This window comes from Enterobacter cloacae complex sp. IR5458 (assembly GCF_049238025.1).
GTDB lineage: Bacteria > Pseudomonadota > Gammaproteobacteria > Enterobacterales > Enterobacteriaceae > Enterobacter > Enterobacter kobei.
Genome location: NZ_JBMKIF010000015.1, coordinates 1 through 21,628, shown reverse-complemented (window position 1 = coordinate 21,628; position 21,628 = coordinate 1). Strand labels below are relative to the sequence as shown.

Below are 21,628 nucleotides of genomic sequence, written 5' to 3'. Positions count from 1 at the left end.
CCGCTTAAACGGTTTTCTTCGGCACGGAAAGTATAAAGCGCGTCGATACCGCATCGGATTCCACACGGATTTTTCCGTGATGGGCGCTGACGATGGATTTCACGATGGCAAGGCCGATGCCGCTGCCTTCGCCTTTACGCTGTCTTGATGGATCCACCCGGTAAAAGCGGTCAAACAGCCTTGGCAGATGTTCTTCCGGGATCGCCGCGCCGGGGTTGGCAACCACCAGTTCAACATTGTTTTCCTGCTCTCGGAGTGAGACGGTCACCGCTTTTCCTTCCGGCGTATAGCGCAGGGCATTGGATAACAGATTGTTAATCGCCCTTCTGAACATCTGCGGATCGCCTTCTGTCAGGCAGGGCATTCCGTTAAATTTCAGCGTGACGTTACGTTCTTCCGCCCAAGCTTCGAAGAAATCGAACACTTTCATGACTTCAGCGCGCAAATCAAAGATCGCCCGGTCCGGGATGAGCTGATTATTATCCGCCTGCGCCAGGAACAGCATGTCGCTGACCATCCGGGTCATTCGGTTGTACTCTTCAAGGCTGGAATACAGCACATCTTCCAGCTCCTTCTGAGAACGGTTCTGGCTCAGCGCAATTTCCGTTTGCGTCACCAGATTGGTAACAGGCGTTCTGATCTCATGCGCGATATCGGCGGAAAAATTGGCCTGGCGGGTAAAGACATCTTCTATTTTTTCAATCATATGGTTGAAAGAGATCACCAGCTGTTCCAGCTCAACGGGCACGCGGGACGGTTCAAGTCGCGCGTCGAGATTCTCTGAGGTGATATTTTTAATGGCGGTGCTGACGTTACGCAGAGGCAGATGGCCCTGGCGTACCGCAATACGAATGACAACAATAATCAGCAGACTGATTGCCGCGGCAATCGCGAAGAGATTCTTCTTCAGGGCATCCAGGTAGTGCAGATGAAAATTAATGGAGAGGCCAATCAGCATCACGTAGTCCTGCGATTTACCCTGCAATGTCGCCGTGCCTGACGAGGCGATAATCCGGTACGTGTCCATTTTCATGTCGGGTCCCGCGTGCATGGAAGCAGCAGAGTCCTCCACCGTCCACAGAAAGACATCCTGGGTGCGACGGTGCACGTTAAAATCCGGTGTATTCATCGCAGGGCGTAATGTTGCCCCGTGTGCCGAGCTGAACAGGGTATTTCCCTGCGGATCCACAAGCAGAACGGCAACGTTGCGGTAACTGGCGATCGACTCGTTGAGTTTACTGATTTTCTTCCGCTCGGGTTCGGCAGGAGATTGGAGGATACGGTGCATCGCGGTGCTGATTTGCTGCAGATCGCTGATGTCCTGCTCAGCAAAATGCTTTTCAACGGAATGCACCATAAACCACGTGAAGGCGAAAAACGCCAGGATCGTGGAGAGACTGATAAAAAAGGTCAGCCGAAGAGCCAGCGAAAAAGGGCGCCTGAAAGGCTTAATGCGCATCCGGCGCCTCCAGCATATAGCCCACACCGCGCACCGTCTGGATCAGCTTGTGTTCATAATCGTTATCGATTTTTGCCCGAAGCCGTTTTACCGCCACATCAATGGCGTTCGTATCGCTGTCAAAGTTCATGTCCCACACCTGAGAGGCAATCAGGGAGCGGGGCAGCACTTCTCCCTGATGACGCAGGAAAAACTCCAGCAGGCTGAACTCCTTACTGGTTAACAGGATGCGATTCCCCGCCCGGCTCACTTTTCTCGACACGAGGTCAACCGTCAGGTCAGCCACCTGAAGCTGGCTTTCCGCAATCACCGTATTTCCGCGCCTCAGCAGCGTTCTTACCCGGGCGAGAAGTTCAGCAAAGGCAAAAGGCTTAATCAGATAATCATCCGCACCCAGCTCAAGCCCTTTGACCCGGTGTTCAATGGTGCCGAGCGCAGTGAGGAGCAGTATGGGCATTCCTTTCCCGGCCGAACGCAGCATGCGGACAATATCCCAGCCGTTCACGTCGGGAAGCATAATATCCAGAATCAGCAGATCGTATTCCGCAGTCATGGCGAGATGGTAACCGTTGAGGCCATTGTCAGCGTGGTCCACGATAAACCCCGCTTCAGTCAGCCCCTTGCTGAGGTATTCACCGGTTTTCATTTCGTCTTCGACGATCAGTATTTTCATCTTGCTCCCCTGACTGGCTGCTGACGACATTCTATTGTGCTCGCGGCCGTTAACAATGACTTACGTTAAAAATGACAACATTGTCATTATCCTGTCACCCGTCAAACAGGATGCGTTCAGTAGAGTGACCCTAAAAATACTCTGGACTTCATTTGAACCATTATGTTCCTGTTAAAACGACTTAGCATCAGTACGGTATTTTTCCTGACAGGCTGCGTCTCGCTGGCGCCTGAGTACCAGCGACCCGTGTCACCGGTGCCCCAGCAGTTTTCGTTATCCCGAAATGGCCTGACACCTGCGGTGGTGGGGTATCAGGATACCGGCTGGCGTCACTTTTTTGTCGACCCCCAGGTCGTTGGGTTGATCAGCGAAGCCCTGGAAAACAACCGCGATTTAAAAATGGCTGCCCTGAAGGTTGAAGAAGCCCGGGCGCAGTTCACGGTGACGGATGCGGATCGTTATCCTCAGCTGAATGCCTCCTCGGGTATCACCTATAGCGGCGGTCTGAAAAGTGACAAACCTGCCTCGCAGCAGTACGACGCAGGTCTTGCAGTAAGCTATGAACTCGATTTCTTCGGCAAGCTCAGGAACATGAGCGAGGCGGACCGACAAAACTTTTTTGCCAGCGAAGAAGCCCATCGAGCGGTGCATATTCTGCTCATCTCTAACGTGTCGCAGAGCTATTTCAACCAGCAGCTGGCCTATAAACAACGCCGTATTGCGCAGGAGACGCTGAAGAATTACCAGCAGTCTTACGCGTTCGTTGAGCAACAGCTGGTGACCGGCAGCACAAACGTCCTGGCGCTGGAGCAGGCCCGGGGGCAGATTGAAAGCACTCAGGCAGAGATAGCCAAAAGAGAGGGTGAACTGGCGCAGGCCAATAATGCCCTGCAGCTGGTCCTCGGAACGTATCGCGCACTGCCGGGCAACAGCGGCATGAACGCCAGCGATATTGCGCCGGTCAGGCTGCCGCCTCATCTTTCATCAGCGATACTGCTGCAGCGCCCGGATATTATGGAGGCGGAGTATCAGCTTAAAGCGGCCGATGCGAATATCGGTGCGGCACGTGCTGCCTTTTTCCCGTCCATTTCACTGACCAGCGGACTTTCAACGGGCAGCACGGAACTCTCCAGCCTTTTCACAACGGGCAGTGGGATGTGGAATTTTATCCCTAAAATTGATATCCCCCTGTTTAATGCAGGCAGAAATAAAGCCAACCTGAAGCTGGCTGAAATTCGCCAGCAGCAGTCGGTTGTGAATTACGAACAAAAAATTCAGTCCGCCTTTAAACAGGTTGCTGACGCGCTCGCGCTGCGGGAAAGCATTAACCAGCAAATTAATGCCCAGCAGCGGTATCTTGATTCGCTAAATATCACCCTGCAACGTGCCAGAGGGTTATATTCCAGCGGTGCGGTGAGCTATATCGAAGTGCTTGATGCAGAACGTTCTCTGTTCTCCACGCAGCAAACTCTTCTCGACCTTATTTATGCCCGACAGGTGAATGAAATTACGCTCTTCACCGCACTGGGTGGCGGTTGGGTCGAATAAATTCATTTAATTAAACAGGAAAGTAAAAATGCGTAATTCACTTAAAACCGTTGTCCTCGGTGCGATCGCCGTAATGTTTTCTGCCAGCCTTCAGGCCGAGGTTCATCAGCACGCAGGAATGAATATTGCCAGTGAAAGAACCTCAGAGCAGATTATTAAGGGGACCGGCATTATCAAGGATATTGATCTCACGAGTAAAAAAGTCACTATTGCCCATGATGCTATCCCGGCGGTGGGCTGGCCCGCGATGACGATGCGCTTCACCTTTCTTCAGGCTGACGAGAGTATTTCGGCCCTGAAAGTCGGTAGCCACGTTGATTTTTCGTTTGTCCAGCAGGGCAATATCTCTTTACTGAAGAGCATTAAATAGCGAGAAGTAGCATGGCATCTTTAAAAATAAAATACGCTGCCATGATAGTCAGCAGCCTTATTGCAGGAGGGCTGATATCCGTCACGGCATGGCAGCATATTCACACCTCTGCAAAACCTGAAAATCAGGTTTCTGAAAGAAAGGTACTTTTCTGGTATGACCCGATGAAGCCAGACGTTAAATTCGATAAACCTGGCAAATCACCGTTTATGGATATGGATCTGGTGCCAAAATATGCGGATGAAAATGATGATAAAAGCGGTGCCGGAATACGCATTGACCCCACGCAGGTCCAGAACCTGGGGTTAAAAACGCAAAAAGTCACTCGCGGAACGCTGAATTATAGCCAGACGATCCCAGCCAATGTCAGTTATAACGACTATCAGTTTGTTATTGTGCAGGCGCGCGCGGAAGGTTTCGTTGAGAAAGTATACCCGTTGACGATCGGCGACCATGTCAGGAAAGGCACGCCGCTGATTGATATCACCATTCCGGACTGGGTAGAGGCGCAGAGTGAGTTTTTGCTGTTATCCGGTACCGGTGGAACGCCTGTGCAAATCAAAGGCGTACTTGAACGTCTTCGGCTGGCCGGGATGCCGGATGAAGATATTCAGAAGCTACGGGCGACCCGCACTATCCAGACCCGATTTACCATCAAGGCTCCCATTGACGGGGTTATCACGGCGTTTGACCTGCGCACCGGCATGAATATTTCAAAAGATAAGGTGGTCGCTCAAATTCAGGGGATGGATCCGGTCTGGATCGGCGCGGCGGTCCCTGAGTCTATTGCTTATCTGCTGAAAGACACGTCGCAGTTTGAGATTTCAGTACCCGCTTACCCTGATAAATCCTTCCCGGTTGAAAAATGGAACCTTCTGCCGAGCGTGGATCCCAGCACCCGTACGCTGCAGGTGCGCCTGCAGGTCTCCAACAAAGACGAGCGTCTGAAACCGGGCATGAATGCATATCTCAAACTGAATACGCAAAGTCCGGAGATGCTGTTGATCCCGTCCCAGGCCGTTATTGATACCGGAAAGGAACAGCGCGTGATTACCGTCGATGCAGAGGGGCATTTTGTGCCGAAACCGATCCACGTTCTGCATGAATCTCAGCAGCAGTCCGGTATTGGTTCAGGCCTCAACGAAGGGGAGACGGTGGTAGTTAGCGGTCTGTTCCTGATTGACTCCGAGGCCAATATTACCGGCGCGCTGGAGCGCATGCGTCACGCTGAAACAGCAGACAACACGCATTCAGGTCATTAAGGGGACGATGATGATTGAATGGATTATTCGGCGGTCCGTCGCAAACCGTTTCCTGGTGATGATGGGGGCGCTGTTTCTTAGCATCTGGGGCGCATGGACCATCATCAACACACCGGTCGATGCCTTGCCCGACCTGTCTGACGTTCAGGTGATTATCAAAACCAGCTATCCTGGCCAGGCCCCGCAGATAGTTGAAAATCGGGTGACCTATCCGCTCACTACCACCATGCTGTCGGTACCCGGTGCCAAAACCGTGCGCGGTTTTTCTCAGTTTGGTGATTCGTATGTGTATGTCATTTTTGAAGACGGTACTGATTTGTACTGGGCCCGGTCGCGCGTACTGGAGTACCTGAACCAGGTTCAGGGCAAACTGCCTGCTGGCGTGAGTTCAGAAATTGGCCCGGATGCCACGGGGGTGGGCTGGATATTTGAATATGCGCTGGTCGATCGTTCCAGTAAGCACGATCTCGCAGAATTGCGCTCATTGCAGGACTGGTTCCTGAAATTTGAGTTAAAAACCATCCCCAACGTGGCTGAAGTGGCATCGGTTGGCGGTGTGGTTAAGCAGTATCAGATCCAGGTCAATCCGTTAAAACTTGCCCAGTACGGCATAAGCCTGTCGGAGGTTAAGCAGGCCCTTGCGTCGTCGAACCAGGAAGCAGGGGGATCGTCGGTTGAAATGGCGGAAGCAGAGTATATGGTCCGGGCCAGCGGCTACCTACAGACGATAGACGATTTCAATAATATCGTGCTGAAAACCGGTGCGAACGGTGTCCCTATTTACCTGCGCGATGTTGCTCGCGTACAAACGGGGCCGGAAATGCGCCGCGGTATTACTGAGCTGAACGGGCAGGGGGAAGTGGCGGGTGGCGTGGTGATCCTGCGCTCGGGCAAAAATGCGCGTGAAGTCATTACGGCGGTGAAGGATAAGCTGGAGACGCTGAAGGCCAGCCTGCCGGAAGGCGTCGAGATTGTGACGACCTACGATCGCAGCCAGTTAATCGACAGAGCTATCGATAACCTGAGCGGCAAGCTGATTGAAGAATTTATCGTGGTGGCCATCGTCTGTGCGCTGTTCCTCTGGCATGTCCGCTCTGCGCTGGTGGCGATTGTCTCTCTGCCGCTCGGCCTGTGTATTGCCTTTATTGTGATGCATTTTCAGGGACTGAACGCCAACATCATGTCGCTGGGGGGCATTGCCATTGCCGTCGGTGCGATGGTGGATGCGGCCATTGTGATGATTGAAAACGCGCACAAACGGCTGGAAGAGTGGGATCATCAGCATCCGGAAGAGCAGATCGACAACGCCACCCGCTGGAAGGTGATCACCAATGCCTCTGTGGAAGTGGGGCCCGCACTGTTTATCAGCCTGCTGATCATCACCTTATCGTTTATTCCCATCTTTACCCTTGAGGGACAGGAAGGGCGACTGTTTGGTCCACTGGCCTTCACGAAAACGTACTCCATGGCGGGGGCGGCCATGCTCGCCATCATCGTTATCCCCATCCTGATGGGCTTCTGGATCCGCGGAAAAATCCCCGCAGAGAACAGTAACCCGCTGAACCGGCTGCTGATTAACGCCTATCATCCGCTGCTGATCAGGGTTCTCCACTGGCCAAAAGCCACCCTGTTGGTTGCAGCCTTATCTATCTTCACGGTTATCTGGCCGCTGAGCCAGGTGGGCGGTGAGTTTTTACCGAAGATCAACGAAGGCGACCTGCTGTATATGCCCTCGACCTTGCCCGGTGTGTCTCCGGCAGAAGCAGCGGCGCTCCTGCAAACCACGGACAAACTCATCAAAACGGTGCCTGAAGTGGCGTCTGTTTTCGGCAAGACAGGTAAGGCAGAAACGGCAACGGATTCCGCACCGCTTGAAATGGTGGAAACTACGATTCAGCTCAAACCAGAGGATCAGTGGCGGCCCGGCACGACGATTGACAAGATAATTGACGAACTGGACAACACCGTTCGTTTGCCAGGCCTGGCTAACCTGTGGGTTCCGCCTATTCGTAACCGCATTGATATGCTCTCCACCGGGATCAAAAGCCCGATAGGTATCAAAGTGTCCGGTACCGTTCTGTCTGATATCGACGCCACGGCGCAGCGCATCGAGGCGGTCGCCAAAACGGTGCCCGGCGTGGTGTCTGCTCTGGCGGAACGCCTGGAGGGCGGGCGTTACATTGATGTGGATATTAACCGGGAAAAAGCCGCCCGCTACGGAATGACGGTGGGCGATGTGCAGCTGTTTGTCTCTTCGGCCATTGGCGGCGTAACGGTAGGTGAAACGGTGGAAGGCGTCGCCCGCTACCCGATCAATATTCGTTATCCTCAGGACTACCGGAACAGCCCGAATGCGTTAAAACAGATGCCTATCCTGACGCCGATGAAACAGCAGATCACGCTGGGCGATGTGGCTGATATTAAGGTTGTTTCCGGCCCCACGATGTTGAAAACGGAGAATGCCCGGCCAGCCAGCTGGATTTACATCGATGCACGGGGCAGGGATATGGTATCGGTGGTGAACGACATTAAGACGGCCATCAGTCAGAACGTGAAGCTGATGCCAGGTACCAGCGTGTCTTTCTCCGGACAATTTGAGCTTCTCGAACATGCCAATAAGAAGCTAAAACTGATGGTACCGATGACGGTGATGATCATCTTCATTTTACTGTACCTGGCGTTCCGTCGCGTGGATGAAGCAATGCTGATCCTGATGAGTCTGCCGTTCGCCCTGGTCGGTGGAATATGGTTTCTCTACTGGCAGGGTTTCCATATGTCAGTCGCAACCGGAACCGGATTTATCGCCCTGGCCGGGGTCGCAGCGGAATTTGGGGTCGTTATGCTGATGTATTTACGTCATGCCATTGAAGCGCAACCGGAACTGTCCCATCGGGAAACGTTCACAGAACAAGGGCTTGATGAAGCACTTTATCATGGTGCCGTGCTCCGTGTGCGGCCAAAGGCCATGACCGTCGCGGTGATCATTGCGGGCCTCCTGCCAATACTCTGGGGGACTGGTGCCGGTTCGGAAGTTATGAGCCGGATGGCGGCACCCATGATCGGCGGGATGATCACAGCGCCGCTGTTATCGCTGTTTATCATTCCAGCGGCTTACAAGTTGATTTGGTTGCGCAGGCATAAAAAGCCATAAAAAAATCCCGCTGTAATGGCGGGATTTTTACGAGATGAATGCTTAACGCGCCTGGCTGATAAGCTTGCGCCAGGCTCTGTTATGCAGAGTAAACAGCAGCATCTTATAAAAGGCGGTGGAAAAAATACAGCTGCCGCTAAGCAGTAACATGACGATACTCACTAGCGCCGCGGTCAGACTGACGCCCGGAGAAGTACTCTCGCTCAGCGCGGCAAGCAGATAAGCTGCTGTTAACAAAAGGCTTATCACCGCCAGCGTAAAATGTAACCGCACAGCGCGCATGCTGCCTTTGCCAATCATAAACATCGTCACACCGTTAAGGCCAGCGAACAGCAGGGCAACCAGCACAACCCACACGAATACGCGCTCGGCTGGCTGGTCGAGTGCGGTGAGTATGCCGTAACCCAGCCACAGCTGCGGAATGGCGAAACTGACAATCACCCCGAGCGTACTGACCGCCGCCGGAATACCCATGGTATGTAGGCCTACAGACTTACCCATTTCTTCGGCCAGCTGCGTCTTGATCTGTTGCAGCTGCGCCGGGGCGGCATTGTTTATGTTGACGGCCACCTCGTTACAGTGTTGCAGTCGACGGGATAAAACATTAAACATTTGAATACTCAGCGATTAGGCACACATGTTGATTTATATGATCGTATGGAAAAGATTCCGTTCAAGAGCATCACGGCATTTTTTAATAAGTTTCTCGATAAGCGATAGTAGAAGGGAAGGCAACTATGAAGGTTTTGTTGGCTTCATTACGGGCCTCACATTCAATTTAACATAATATACATTATGCGCACTTGCATTAAGTAAGGCGAAATCTGGCGTTTCATGGCTACGTTGACCTGAATGCTGATACCCTCTGAAAGCGTCTCCGTTGACCATCTCACAGTGCCTTCCGCTTTTGCTCAGAGTTTCAATCCTGCATGTTTAGAAAAAGTTAAACGATGCCTGATATACTTCAGCTTTGGAAAACGCAGCCCTGAGCAAATGGAAATTGAATTAAATAAAAGCGTTAAAGAACGAATCTTCCATGCTGTCATTTTTGAAGTCATAGCTAACGTTATCATCGCGCTGTCGCTTGCCTGGTTGATGAACGTTTCGATACTCCAGTCTGGCTCGCTGTCCGTGATATCTGCACTGACCGCGACGGCATGGAATTTTGTTTTTAATAAACTCTTTGACTCGCTGCAGAAAAAATACCGCTTTCAACGAACCTTCCTTGTTCGTGCTATCCATGCGGTGGGTTTTGAAACAGGACTGATCATCACCTTAATGCCCGTTGCGATGGTTATGCTGGATTTACCCATCACTGAGGCATTTTTCGTTGAGATTGGACTGGTGCTGTTTTTCCTGCCATACACAATGCTGTTTAACTGGCTATACGATTACCTGCGTTGGATGTTCGTTGGACGGAGGCGTTCGGCTTCGTAGCAATAGCCCTTCTGCCTAAGTGATTACATGCTTTGCCATGCATGTTTTTGCACGAGAATGCACGAAAACATTTCATAACGCGGCGGTAATCTCGTAAGATATCATCTACAAACGTGCAACTTCATGCAATCACACTGACAGAGGTATCTATGACACAACAGCTCATTTTAATTGCCGGTCCCTATCGAAGCGGCACCGATGGCCTTCAGGCGCGCATTGATGAGAATCTTGCGCGTCTCGAAAACGCCGCATTAGCCGTATACCAGCGTGGTCACGTTCCGGTCATTGGCGAATGGCTGGCTCTGCCGCTGGCGAAGGCCGCGGGCTCGACATCGTTGGGAGATGACATCGCAGAATCAATGCTTTACCCTGTAGCTCACCGGCTCATCGCAAAATGCGATGCGATTTATCGGATTGCCGGTGCGTCTAAGGGGGCGGATATGGACATTGAAGTGGCCAGGGAACTTGGCCTCACGATTTATACTACGCTGGAGAGCATTCCTCAGGCTTAACGATGACCGTGCCAGTCAGTCATCTGACTGGCTCATGAGGAAGCCAGTACGACCGATACCCCTTTTTCGGATAGTGTATGCACCCAGCCACGATCGGTATCGTCTTCGACGACAAGGGTATTCGCTAAGGATACGTCCCCAATCACAAACGATGACGCCGTATTGATTTTTTCCGGTGAAGCCAGAACAACCGTCTCGGCCGCTCTGCCGGAAAATGCACGTTTGATGCACGCCTCTTCGAAATCGCCCGTGGTCAGCCCTGCTTCCGGATGGATCCCGGTCACGCCCATAAAGAACAGATCGGCATGAATGTTTTCGATACCTTCGATGGCCGCCGCGCCGACTGCAACAATCGAGTGTTTATACAAACGGCCGCCAATCAGAATCACTTCAATAGCGGGATGATTAACCAGCCCCAGAGCAATGTTCGGACTGTGCGTCACCACGGTAATACGCAAATCAGGCGGTAAGAAAGTAATCAGTTCAGAGGTGGTTGTTCCACCGTCAATGATCACTACCTGGCCCGAAGAAATCAGCTGCGCGCCCTTCTGCGCCACCTTTCTTTTGGCATCCATTTTAACGGACTGACGCTCCGCAAAAGGCACAATAGCGGAAGACGACGGCAGCGCACCGCCGTGAACACGCTGTAAACGCCCTTCTGCCGCCAGCTCGCGTAAATCACGCCGGATGGTGTCCTCAGAGACATCAAAGAGAATGCTGAGCGCTTTAGACTGGACCTGGCCTTCGGCGCCGAGCTTCTCAAGTATCAATTGTTTTCGCTGACTGGTGAGCATTCTGGATTCCTGATATTGCATGATAAATCTTGAAACTGCACGTTAATGCTGTTATTGATCGTTACTCTACGTAAGGAGGACAAAACGTGCAATCGAAACGTGCAGATGTGCGCATCATTAACGATGAAATATTGTCAGATAACTGGTACTTACTCAAAAAATATACCTTTGACCATCAACGACGCGATGGCGAATGGCAGCGACAAACACGTGAAGTCTATGACCGGGGGAATGGCGCGACTATTCTGCTCTACAACCGTGATAAAAAAACGGTGATTCTGACTCGCCAGTTCCGTTTCCCGGTCTTTATCAATGGTCATCAGGGTGATCTGATCGAGGCTGCTGCGGGCCTGCTCGACAATATGGATCCAGAGAGCCGAATAAAGGCAGAAGCGGAAGAAGAGACCGGGTTTAAGGTGTCAAGCGTGCAGAAAATCTTTGAAGCTTATATGAGTCCGGGTTCCGTTACGGAGAAACTCTACTTCTACCTTGCCGAATATCAGCCAAAGGATAAAACCAGCGCAGGCGGCGGTATCAAAGCGGAGGGTGAGGATATCGACGTGCTGGAGCTCCCCTTTGAGGACGCTTTGCGGGGCATTGAAACGGGCATGATTGTTGACGGGAAAACCATCATGCTGCTCTATCATGTTGCACTGAAAGGCATTCTGTAATCTGACCTTGTTGCGGCACCTGTCCCGGTGCAGGTGCCGGCCTGTGCTATCCTTGCTGGTACACGCAAAAAGGAGATCTAAAGATGGCCGACTGGAACCCTTCTCTTTATCTGCAATACGGTGCTGAACGCACGCGTCCTGCCGCTGAGCTACTCGCCAGAATCCCACTGGATGACGTCGCCACCCTCGCCGATTTGGGCTGTGGTCCGGGAAACAGCACGGCGCTGTTGCGCCATCGCTGGCCGAACGCACAGATTACCGGGGTCGATAACTCGCCTGCCATGCTGGAAGAGGCGCGCAGTGCGCTGCCGGGCTGCCGATTTGTTGAGTCCGATATCCGCCAGTATAAGCCGGACCAGGCGCTGAATTTGATTTATGCCAATGCGTCATTGCAATGGGTTCCAGACCATTACGATCTTCTGCCTCACCTTGTTTCTCTCCTCGCGCTTAATGGCGTCCTGGCGATCCAGATGCCAGACAACTGGCTTGAGCCTACTCACGTAGCCATGCGCGAAGTGGCCCTGGAGCAAGACTATCCTGACCGCGGTAGAGAACCGCTGCCTGGGGTCCATGCCTACTATGACATTTTGTCCGAAGCCGGGTGTGAGGTGGATATCTGGCGGACGACCTATTTCCATAAAATGCGCTCGCATCAGGCCATCATTGACTGGGTCAGCGCCACCGGGTTACGCCCATGGCTCCAGGAACTGAACGAGCACGAACAGAAACGTTTCCTGAAACGCTACCATGAACTACTGGAAGAGCAGTATCCGCTCCAGGAAAACGGGCAGATACTGCTGGCTTTTCCTCGGTTGTTTATGGTTGCTCAGCGTCAACCCTGAGGCGGTAATCAGGAACGGGCTTCTTTCAGCAGCTGTTGAATCACCTGTTCCTGTTTATCGTAATTTCCCTCCCCAAAGGAGGTGTAGCGCAGCTGCCCTTTAGCATCAAAGTAATAATGCGCTGGCCAGTACTGGTTGCCGAAAGCATTCCAGATTTGGTAATTATTATCCGTCACAACCCGATACGGCAGCTGCCATTTATTCACCGCATTTTTTACCGACGAAATCGGTTTCTCCCACGGATATTCCGGGGTATGAACCCCAATCACGACCAGACCTTGCGACTGATACTTTGTGGCCCAGTCGCGCACATGCGGAAGCGTATGCTGGCAATTAATGCAGTCCCAGGTCCAGAAATCAATCAGGACCACCTTCCCGCGCAGTGATTCAGACGTGACAGTGTCACCGTTTATCCACCCTGTTCCACCGCTCAACGACGGCAGCTGGCTACTCGGCTCGGTCATCACCACCGGCTGGAGCTTCACCGCTTGTGTGGCGGGTTTTGCCAGATTCAGCAGCGTGGTTTCAAGACGGTCCGCCACCCCATTTGCGCCTTTCAGAACAGACGTCATCCCAGTCGCGTTAAAGACGACAGCCGCTAACATCACCACGCCAGCTCCCTGGCGAAGCTTCGCCATCAGCGCCGATTTTGCTCTCAGTGGTGCCATCAGCGTGCGGCCTCCGAGAACGAGTAAACCCAGCATTAACGCGCATCCACTGCCGTAGGCGGCAAGTAACGCCCCTGTCGCGATGGCTGAATGTCCCGCAATATTAAGGCTGAATATCGCCCCCAGAATGGGACCTGCGCAGGGGGACCAGAGCAACCCGACTGCCAGCCCGGCCAGAAAAGCAGATGCCATACCGCGTATTTGTCCGCTTCGGGTGTTCAGGACGTTTCCCGCGCTGACTGCTGGCCCGGCAATTCGCTGGGCAAAGGAGGGAAAAATTAACGCCAGCGCGGCCGTAGCCAGAATGATAAGCGCGATCCAGCGTCCAACGACGGTGGCTTCAGCTATCCACTCGCTGGCGACGGTGACAACCATCGCAACCAGGGTGAACATCACGATCATCCCCGCGAGCAGTGCCATAATATGTCGTCTTTGCCCCTGAAAACCGGCAAACAGGAGGGGAATAACCGGGAGCGTACATGGACTGAGCAGGCTTATCATCCCGCCCAGAAAAGCAATTATCAAAAACATAGAGACCTCACGATACAAGTCCTGCGACGCTGCAGTGAGGCTATTTCATCGTGCGGATGTGTTCAGGATATGTGTAAAAGCGCGGGTTTTGTCTGGCTCTGTATCTTCCCGGAAGGCAGATACAAAGCCATACAATTAACGTCGTGGGAGCGTAACGGAGACATCCAGCCCGCCCTCGGCGCGGTTCGCCAGCTTCAGCTTGCCGTCCAGCTGTGCGGTCAGTTGCGCAGCAATTGCCAGACCCAGTCCGGTTCCACCGGTATCACGGTTGCGCGATGTTTCAACCCGATAAAACGGCTGCAATACGGCCTCCAGTTCGGCATCGGGTATTCCCGGGCCGCCATCAATAATGTGGATCACCACCTCACTGGCGGATGAATCATCAATGACAATGTTGGCGCGCTCGCCAAATTTCAGGGCGTTATCCAGCAGGTTGGTCATCACCCGGCGAAGCGCCTGCGGACGCGTGACAATCGGCAAACGGGATTCGCCCGCCTGAAATTGCACGTTTTTACCGATGTCCTGATAATCACAGGCGATGCTGTTTATCCAGGCATTAAGTTCCAGCTTCAGCGATGTCTCTTCCAGTGATTCTGATGACCGGGCATAGGCAATTCCCTCGCGCACCAGACGCGACATATTATCAAGGTCATCCATGAGCTTGTCGCGCAGTTCAGGGTGTTCCGCCATTTCGACCCGCAGCTTCATGCGGGTAATCGGCGTCTGGAGATCGTGCGAAATGGAGGCCAGAATCTGCGCACGTTCCCGGAGATAAGACTGAATACGTGCCTGCATGGCGTTGAAGGCATGGGCAGCCCGTTGTACCTCAAGCGGCCCTTTCTCGGTCATTGGCGTATTGGCCGCCGGATCCAGGGCGTCAACCGCGCGGGTAAACTGTGAAAAAGGCCGCACTACCTGCCGCACGGCAAACCAGGAGCAGGCCGCGAGCAGCAACAGTTGCAGGATGAGAACAACGGGCAGCCAGCTGGCGACCGGTGGCATGCGCGGGATCAGATCAATGGTCAACGGCGCGCCGTCGTGTAACGTAAGATGCGCCTGGATATGTGAAATGGCGCCAGGAACAGCCGTAAAGCTGAGCGGGTATTGTGCTGCCAGTGTCGCTTTTAGGGTACGGATGGCATCCCGGGAACGCTTATCCGTCGGTGCGTTGCCCGGCTCACCCGGACCGAGGATATAACGATAGTTACCCCGCTCAAGGCGCGGCAGCCAGGCCGCCCGTTCAGTGGCCGGCAAGCGGTCTAAAATGGCCACGCTGGTCGCGACATCGTATTCCAGGTTACCGAGCATCACCGTGCGGGCGCTGTGCATTCGTTCTATCATGACCAGCGTCAGGCTCAGGGCGTTGGCCAGCAACAGGCCGGGAAGCACAATGATCAGCAAACGGGCCAACAGTGAGCGTGGCCAGAACCTCATTCGTTCGCCTCTTTGATCGTGACCGGCATGGTAAACACATAGCCCTCGCTGCGCACGGTTTTAATATAGGCGGGTGTACGCGCATCTTCATTCAGGCGTTGACGTACCCGGCTGACCAGCAGATCGATAGAACGTTCAAACAGTTCGGCGTCGCGCCCCTGCGTCAGGTTGAGCAGCTGATCGCGAGTCAGCACGCGCTGAGGATGATCGAGGAAAACGCGCAGCAGGCGATACTCCGCCCCGCTGAGCGCCACAATCACACCTTCCGGGTCTATCAGGTGGCGGGCAACGGTATCGAGCTCCCATTCACCAAACGTCACCAGTCGCCCTGCTTCTGTTACCTGTAAATTGGGCGGCATTGTACGAAAACGGCGTAAAATCGCTTTGATTCGCGCCAGCAATTCGCGCGCAACAAAAGGCTTCACAACGTAATCATCCGCCCCCATCTCCAGCCCCAGGATCCTGTCCGTCTCCTCATTACGCGCCGTCAGCATCAGGATAGGCAGATCTTTATGTTTGCCGACACGCAGTTGCCGACACAGCGTAAGACCGTCATCGCCGGGCATCATGACGTCCAGCACCACCAGGTCGATATGCTGTTTATCCAGCACGGCGCGCATCTCCTTGCCGTTGGCCGCGCCGGAGGCGCGATAACCGGACTTAACGAGATAGTCGACAATCAGTTCACGAATATCCCTGTCGTCATCGACGACAAGGATATGGTCAATATGCTCCACCGAAATCTCCAGACTGAAGGTTAACGTATTGAAAATAGCACATTTCAGAGTTTATCTGCGTCGACCACAGCGTTAACGAAATCCTGCGGATCTTCCTGAGGTGGATTGTGACCCACTGTCGCCCCAAAGGTGCGGTGTTCATACTTACCGGTAAATTTACCCGCGTAGGCCTGTGGTGCCGGATGCGGTGCCCCGTTGTTTCCGCCTTCAATGGTGATCGTTGGTACGGTGATATTCGGCAGCGCGGCCAGTTTTTGCTCGTAGCTGTCGTATTTGCGCTCACCTTTTTCCAGCCCTAAGCGCCAGCGGTAATTGCTGAGCGTCACCGCGACGTGATCCGGATTATCGAGCGATTTGGCGCTGGCGTTGAAGGTTGCATCGCTAAATTTCCAGTCCGGTGAGGCCTGCGACCAGATCAAACGGGCGAAGTCATGCGTGTTTTTAGCGTAGCCTTCCGCACCGCGCTCGGTGGCGAAGTAAAACTGATACCACCACTGCTGCTCTGCTTTTGGCGGCAACGGTTGTTTGCCAATCTGCTGGCTGCTGATGAGATACCCACTCACCGAAACGAGCGACTTAACGCGTTCTGGCCACAGCGCCGCAACGATATCCGCGGTGCGGGCACCCCAGTCGTAGCCTGCAAATACGGCCTGTTTAATATTCAGGGCGTCCATCAGATTAACAATATCTTTCGCCATCGCAGACGGCTGGCCGTTGCGCGGGGTTTTAGCTGACAGGAAGCGAGTGGTACCGTAGCCGCGCAGAGAAGGCACAATGACACGGTAACCTTTTGCCGCCAGTGCGGGAGCGACTTCAGCATAGCTGTGAATATCGTAGGGCCAGCCGTGTAATAAAATGACCGGTTGACCGTCTTTCGGGCCAATGTCGACATACCCGACGTTAAGATCGCCGGCGTTAATTTGCTGCGGGTGGTCAAAGGCTGCCGTGAAGCTGGTGCCGGTGACTTCGGCCTGACAGGACATCACGGTGCCAAGAGAAATGGTCAGAGCAAGGGTCGAGTAAGCGAGTTTGCTGAACATATTTGGTGTCTCCGATTGAGTTCAATTCACGGGGATATAACAACACCTCAATGTATAGCGGATATGTGCGAAAGCGGGTTTATTGCAAGCCTGTGTATGTATCAGGAAAACAGATACAGTGTGATACAAACACAGGCGTTTTAGCCTTAAAGGGAAAGGCGATAGCGAACGTAATCGTCGGCCTCACCGTATTGATCGTAGAGTTTACGCGCCGGGTTATTCTCCCGGGTGACCCAGTACAGTTTTGACCACCCTTCACGCTTACCTTCTGCAATCAGGGCATCTATAAGCGCTTTGCCCGCCCCCGCGCCGCGCTCAGCAGCATCAACAAACAGATCTTCCAGGTAGCAAATGGGCGCTGTTGACCAGGTACCTTCGTGCAGAATACACATTGCGAAACCGATCACTTTTTCGTCCTTCTCTACCACGCGGCAGAACATCGACGATTGCGCTGAGAGCGCCCTTTCCCAGGTTGATGCGGTAATTCCTCAAGATAGCACTCATAGAAATGGGTATAGCCATCCCACAACGGTCGCCATTGAGAATAATCATCTTCGCGTAGCGGTCTTACCGTAACTGCCATATGTTCCTCGCAATACCTGTTAATTGCCATATCGAAACAGCGTAGGGTCGTATCACCTTTTTAATCGCATTTTGCGGGCCAGACGGGCAAGACGCTGCGTACGGCAGTAGAGCGTAAAGAGCACGAACCCTCTTCCATTCATCACCAATCTGCAAAGTACCAACGCGAAGAAGGCAATGACCAGTGGCCAACTACTTCCGTGATGGGCAAGCAAGAGATATACCGCCTGAACGACGGTTATTATCAGCAAAATAAAGAACAGCGCCAGAAATCCCGCTAACCCTGACGTTAATCCCCGAGCCAGAAGTACGCTTGTGATGATGAGCGCGCCAATCATGACCAATGACGGTAAGAAAAAGCTCAGTGCATGGTGTAAAGGTGATAAGCCCGGAAACGCATGGAGAAAAGGCAGAAGATTAAATGCAAAAGCCACTAAAAACAGAGGAAGCAGCACCGCGACCGGATAAAGGTTTTGACGTGGAAGCTCATTGAGTGGCCGGGAAAAATAACGTTCAAGCTCGGGAGTGGAATGGTTCAATAGATGAGCCTCGCCTCGGGCGATAGTCTTCTCAATCTCCCAGCCATGATGCAGGAGATCACAGAAAACGCGTCCGTTTAAAAGTGGCAGCAATCTCATCAAAAATATCACCATCAAATAAAAGGAAACGATTTTGGTGGTCAATAACCACAGCGCAGCGCACTGGAATGTGATAGAGATAAAAATACCAGAACCCAAACAAAAACATAACGCTTAAATACGGAGATCCGCGGATGACAATACCTACGCTCACGACTGAACGCTTACTGTTAAAACCGCTGGTTGCCGAAGATGCTGTCCAGATACAGAAGCTATATCCGCGCTGGGAGATCGTGCGTTATATGGTCTCTTCGGTGCCCTGGCCTTACCCGGATAACGGTGCGGAAAATTATGTTAACAACGTGGCGCTGCCCGATATGGCAAAAGGGATTGCCTGGTTCTGGAGCATCCGGCGTCGCGAAATACCGGATGAACTCATGGGTATTATCTGCCTGTACGATATTGAAGATAACAACCGCGGATTCTGGCTGGCACCGGAGTTTCAGGGTAAAGGCTATATGCGGGAGGCGAGCATTGCGGCGACGGATTACTGGTTCAATACGCTGAACAAAGCGGTGTTGCGTGCGCCGAAGGCCGCCGCCAACAGCCGCTCACGTCGTATTTCAGACAGCAGCGGCATGCGGCTTGTCAGAATGGAAAAGAAAGCCTACGTCAGCGGTATGCTTGACTCCGAACTGTGGGAGATCACCCGCGACGAGTGGAACGCCCGTCAGGTCAGCTGATAATGCTTATCTGGCATCAGCCTTTCAGGAATGTTCTCTTCATCGTTCATCTGCAGCAGATCGCGTTCCATATTGTTGCAGATGGCGTCCAGCGGCAGGTCGTTATCTTCCGTACCAAACGGATCTTCCAGCTCTTCTGCCAGGGTATCCAGCGAGATAAAGGTGTAAGAGATCAGCGCGGAGACAAACGGTGTCATGTAATGCAGGTCCACAACCAGCGCGAACGGCAGCATGATGCAGAACAGATATACCGTGCGGTGCAAAATCAGCGTATAGGCAAAGGGCACTGGCGTCGTCGCGATACGCTCGCAGCCGGAAAGGACGATGGACATGTCGTTCAAGCGGTTGTTCAGGCTATGGAAAAGAATGTCCGAAAGCTGTCCGTTACGCCGCCGCACGGCAAGCCACTCCCCCATGATCAGTAGAATACGGTTGGCCGGCGAGTTGGCAGCCATCACGTGCCGTAAATCATCCGCAGCAAGATAACGAGCGAGTTCTTCAGCGTTCAGTTCCCGGCGCAAGGTCATACGCAGGCAGTTGGCAAAGGCAATCTGCAGGCGAACAAACTCACCCAGATGTTTATCGTCAGGCAAGGTGTTTTTTACCTCGCGAAACAGCGAGCGTGCCGCTATCATCAACTGCCCCCAGAGCAGTCGAGCCTCGACGTAACGTGAATAACAGGCGTTGTTTCTGAAACCCAGAAAGATAGCGATCGCCACGCCGAGAATGCTGAAGGGCGCGACGGTAAATTTGATGCCCAGCGAGGTGTACCACGGCAGCATCAGGATCACGGCGATAGAAAGCAGGAAGTTGAGCAGCAGTCGGGTATAGATTTTGGGAAGTACCGAACCGTGCCAGACAAAAATCAGTTGTAGCCAGTGCTGTTTAGGACGAACAATCATAGTGAGTTTCAGGCAAGAAAAGAGCGTGGCTATTAAACGTGATCCCCCTCACGGTTGCAAGCATGTTAACGGGACATTGCATTTTCCCATCTGCAAAGCGAAATATGCACGGTGCTGATTTTCTTTTTTAAAAACTGAGTCAATAGTATGTTGTAACTAAAATAGATTCTATTTAAACCCGGCCGCAGCCGGGTGACGTGATTAGCAAAGTGGTTTCACCGCTGCGCGCATTCCCATCAGCAGAATGGCATCAAGATCCAGTGTCACCTGGTCCACCAGGCCGTTCACCTGCGTCAGGTCCAGCTCCCAGTGCTCTCTCTCGCTCAACACAGCCTGCACCAGTTCACGGGTACTTATCTGATTATCGCGGTGCCGCGCCCATAACTGCTGATAACATTCCAGCCAGTTCGCATCATCCTGTACCGGATAGCCCTCCCCGTTACGCTCCGCGCGATAAAACGCAATCAGGGCCGCTAACGCAAACGTCAGACGGGATGGTAACTGCCCCCTGACCTTCTGCCCGGCCAACAGCTGCGGCAGAATGCGGGTGCGGTATTTAGTCATGCCGTTGAGCGCAATCGAGAGCAACTGGTGTCTGATGTAAGGGTTCCGAAAACGCCCTGTTACCGCGCTGGCGAAAGATTCCAGTTCATCACGTGGCAGATCGAGGACCGGAATAATTTCCTGATAAATCGCTTTTTCGACGAAAGCACAGATATCGGCATCATTCATCGCCTCACCGACCGTATCCAGCCCCGCCTGGAACGCGACCGGCACCAGTGCCGTATGCGCACCATTCAGGATGGCGACTTTACGTTCTTTGTAGGGTTTGATGTCATCCACAATCAGCACATTAAGCGGATACTTATCCAGACGCAGTTCTCGAGCAAGGAATGCAGGCCCCTGAATGACAAACAGATAGAAGTGTTCTGCCGTATCCAGGAATGCATCGTGATATCCCAGCTCAGCTTCCAGCGCGGCCGCTTCATCGCGCGGGTAACCGGTCACAATACGGTCAACCAGCGTTGAGCAGAAATGGTTTGCTTCATTTAGCCACTGGATGAAAGCGGCAGGCAGCGCCCACTCCTGCGCATAACGCAAGACCAGTTCACGCAAGGCGTCTCCGTTGTAGTCTATCAGCTCACACGGAATGATGATCCAGCCCTTATCGGTCGCACCATTGAAGTGGCTGAAGCGCTCAAACAGCAGGCGCGTCAGTTTCGCAGGATAGCTCACGGCAGGCGCATCGTCGAATTTGTCACCCGCGTGATAGCCGATCCCAGCCTCGGTGGTGTTCGAGAAGACAAAACGCATATCGGGGTTGTGGGCCAGTTTCAGGAACGCATCGTACTGGCTGTAGACGTCGATCTCCCGGTTAACCGAGCGGATAAGACGGCTCTCACTTACCGTTTCGCCCTGCTCATTCAGGCCGCGAATGATGGTGGTATAGAGGCCATCCTGGGTGCTCAGCGAGGGCGGGAAAGCACTCTGAATGGGGCGAACGATAACCACACCGGCATTGAGATCGGTATGTTCATTTAGCAGGTCAATTTGCCAGTCGACAAACGCACGCAGGAAGTTGCCTTCACCAAACTGGATGATGCGTTCAGGGTATTGAGCACCGGGAAAATCACGACGGTGATCTTGACCCGCCATTTCCGGACAGCTTTTGTATCTTAAGTTAACGATGCCCG

At 53.1% G+C, this 21,628-nt stretch carries 20 protein-coding genes and 1 pseudogene; 9 read left to right on the top strand and 12 right to left on the bottom strand.

What is annotated here, in order from left to right:
* Positions 1-4 precede the first annotated feature (4 nt).
* Entirely contained in the window at positions 5-1,459 is a 1,455-nt protein-coding gene (locus ACOTYN_RS13700; RefSeq protein WP_047027006.1) for a Cu(+)/Ag(+) sensor histidine kinase, read from the bottom strand.
* Positions 1,449-2,132, bottom strand: coding sequence for a copper/silver response regulator transcription factor (locus tag ACOTYN_RS13695; protein WP_014883860.1), 684 nt, complete (start codon positions 2,130-2,132; stop codon positions 1,449-1,451). The genes ACOTYN_RS13700 and ACOTYN_RS13695 overlap by 11 nt, the downstream gene beginning before the upstream one ends.
* A 162-nt stretch (positions 2,133-2,294) precedes the next feature.
* Between ACOTYN_RS13695 and ACOTYN_RS13690 the strand changes: the two genes are divergently transcribed.
* The 4 genes from ACOTYN_RS13690 to silA are packed head-to-tail and all read left to right on the top strand — an operon-like array spanning position 2,295 to position 8,463.
* Positions 2,295-3,680, top strand: a complete 1,386-nt coding sequence (locus ACOTYN_RS13690; RefSeq protein ID WP_071922228.1) for an efflux transporter outer membrane subunit — start codon at positions 2,295-2,297, stop codon at positions 3,678-3,680.
* 28 nt (positions 3,681-3,708) lie between these two features.
* Entirely contained in the window at positions 3,709-4,050 is a 342-nt protein-coding gene (gene cusF / locus ACOTYN_RS13685) for a cation efflux system protein CusF (protein WP_063861368.1), read from the top strand.
* 11 nt (positions 4,051-4,061) lie between these two features.
* On the top strand, positions 4,062-5,312 hold the full coding sequence (locus ACOTYN_RS13680) for an efflux RND transporter periplasmic adaptor subunit (RefSeq protein ID WP_071922229.1): 1,251 nt from the start codon (positions 4,062-4,064) through the stop codon (positions 5,310-5,312).
* Positions 5,313-5,322: 10 nt separating this feature from the next.
* Positions 5,323-8,463, top strand: a complete 3,141-nt coding sequence (gene silA / locus ACOTYN_RS13675; RefSeq protein ID WP_332957969.1) for a Cu(+)/Ag(+) efflux RND transporter permease subunit SilA — start codon at positions 5,323-5,325, stop codon at positions 8,461-8,463.
* Positions 8,464-8,505: 42 nt separating this feature from the next.
* On the opposite strand, the gene ACOTYN_RS13670 is transcribed toward silA, so the two are convergent.
* The gene (locus tag ACOTYN_RS13670; protein WP_071922231.1) at positions 8,506-9,075 is read right to left on the bottom strand and encodes a hypothetical protein; all 570 of its coding nucleotides are present in this window, start codon (positions 9,073-9,075) and stop codon (positions 8,506-8,508) included.
* Between the two features lie 381 nt (positions 9,076-9,456).
* On the opposite strand from ACOTYN_RS13670, the gene ACOTYN_RS13665 reads away from it, so the two are divergent.
* Together ACOTYN_RS13665 and ACOTYN_RS13660 are read left to right on the top strand one after the other, a co-directional pair.
* The gene (locus tag ACOTYN_RS13665) at positions 9,457-9,900 is read left to right on the top strand and encodes a PACE efflux transporter (RefSeq protein ID WP_058690774.1); all 444 of its coding nucleotides are present in this window, start codon (positions 9,457-9,459) and stop codon (positions 9,898-9,900) included.
* A gap of 149 nt (positions 9,901-10,049) precedes the next feature.
* Complete coding sequence (locus tag ACOTYN_RS13660; RefSeq protein WP_023330429.1) at positions 10,050-10,412, top strand: DUF4406 domain-containing protein; 363 nt, start codon at positions 10,050-10,052, stop codon at positions 10,410-10,412.
* 32 nt (positions 10,413-10,444) lie between these two features.
* On the opposite strand, the gene ACOTYN_RS13655 is transcribed toward ACOTYN_RS13660, so the two are convergent.
* On the bottom strand, positions 10,445-11,206 hold the full coding sequence (locus tag ACOTYN_RS13655) for a DeoR/GlpR family DNA-binding transcription regulator (protein WP_213784301.1): 762 nt from the start codon (positions 11,204-11,206) through the stop codon (positions 10,445-10,447).
* An 86-nt stretch (positions 11,207-11,292) separates the two neighbouring features.
* Between ACOTYN_RS13655 and ACOTYN_RS13650 the strand changes: the two genes are divergently transcribed.
* Positions 11,293-11,877, top strand: a complete 585-nt coding sequence (locus ACOTYN_RS13650; protein ID WP_014883849.1) for a GDP-mannose pyrophosphatase nudK — start codon at positions 11,293-11,295, stop codon at positions 11,875-11,877.
* 83 nt (positions 11,878-11,960) lie between these two features.
* On the top strand, positions 11,961-12,719 hold the full coding sequence (tam, locus tag ACOTYN_RS13645) for a trans-aconitate 2-methyltransferase (RefSeq protein ID WP_014883848.1): 759 nt from the start codon (positions 11,961-11,963) through the stop codon (positions 12,717-12,719).
* Between the two features lie 8 nt (positions 12,720-12,727).
* On the opposite strand, the gene ACOTYN_RS13640 is transcribed toward tam, so the two are convergent.
* The 6 genes and pseudogenes from ACOTYN_RS13640 to ACOTYN_RS13615 all read right to left on the bottom strand — a co-directional run bounded on the left by ACOTYN_RS13640 (position 12,728) and on the right by ACOTYN_RS13615 (position 18,349).
* Entirely contained in the window at positions 12,728-13,918 is a 1,191-nt protein-coding gene (locus ACOTYN_RS13640; RefSeq protein ID WP_071922232.1) for a cytochrome c biogenesis protein/redoxin, read from the bottom strand.
* Between the two features lie 135 nt (positions 13,919-14,053).
* Entirely contained in the window at positions 14,054-15,352 is a 1,299-nt protein-coding gene (locus ACOTYN_RS13635; protein WP_071922233.1) for an ATP-binding protein, read from the bottom strand.
* Positions 15,349-16,089, bottom strand: coding sequence for a response regulator (locus ACOTYN_RS13630; protein ID WP_014883845.1), 741 nt, complete (start codon positions 16,087-16,089; stop codon positions 15,349-15,351). Before ACOTYN_RS13630 ends, ACOTYN_RS13635 begins: the two co-directional genes overlap by 4 nt.
* 44 nt (positions 16,090-16,133) lie before the next feature.
* Positions 16,134-17,129, bottom strand: coding sequence for an alpha/beta fold hydrolase (locus tag ACOTYN_RS13625; protein WP_071922234.1), 996 nt, complete (start codon positions 17,127-17,129; stop codon positions 16,134-16,136).
* A 146-nt stretch (positions 17,130-17,275) separates the two neighbouring features.
* Positions 17,276-17,712: pseudogene (locus ACOTYN_RS13620) on the bottom strand (GNAT family N-acetyltransferase).
* 52 nt (positions 17,713-17,764) lie between these two features.
* Positions 17,765-18,349, bottom strand: coding sequence for a hypothetical protein (locus ACOTYN_RS13615; RefSeq protein WP_071922235.1), 585 nt, complete (start codon positions 18,347-18,349; stop codon positions 17,765-17,767).
* Between the two features lie 134 nt (positions 18,350-18,483).
* On the opposite strand from ACOTYN_RS13615, the gene ACOTYN_RS13610 reads away from it, so the two are divergent.
* Positions 18,484-19,032: a GNAT family N-acetyltransferase gene (locus ACOTYN_RS13610; RefSeq protein WP_071922236.1), complete on the top strand. Its 549-nt coding sequence runs from the start codon at positions 18,484-18,486 to the stop codon at positions 19,030-19,032.
* Here the strand turns inward: ACOTYN_RS13610 and ACOTYN_RS13605 are convergent.
* Positions 19,020-19,934: a bestrophin family protein gene (locus ACOTYN_RS13605; protein WP_014883840.1), complete on the bottom strand. Its 915-nt coding sequence runs from the start codon at positions 19,932-19,934 to the stop codon at positions 19,020-19,022. The two genes, ACOTYN_RS13610 and ACOTYN_RS13605, sit on opposite strands and share 13 nt — an antisense overlap.
* Before the next feature lie 201 nt (positions 19,935-20,135).
* The gene (locus ACOTYN_RS13600) at positions 20,136-21,590 is read right to left on the bottom strand and encodes a tagaturonate reductase (protein ID WP_421634754.1); all 1,455 of its coding nucleotides are present in this window, start codon (positions 21,588-21,590) and stop codon (positions 20,136-20,138) included.
* Between the last annotated feature and the right edge of the window lie 38 nt (positions 21,591-21,628).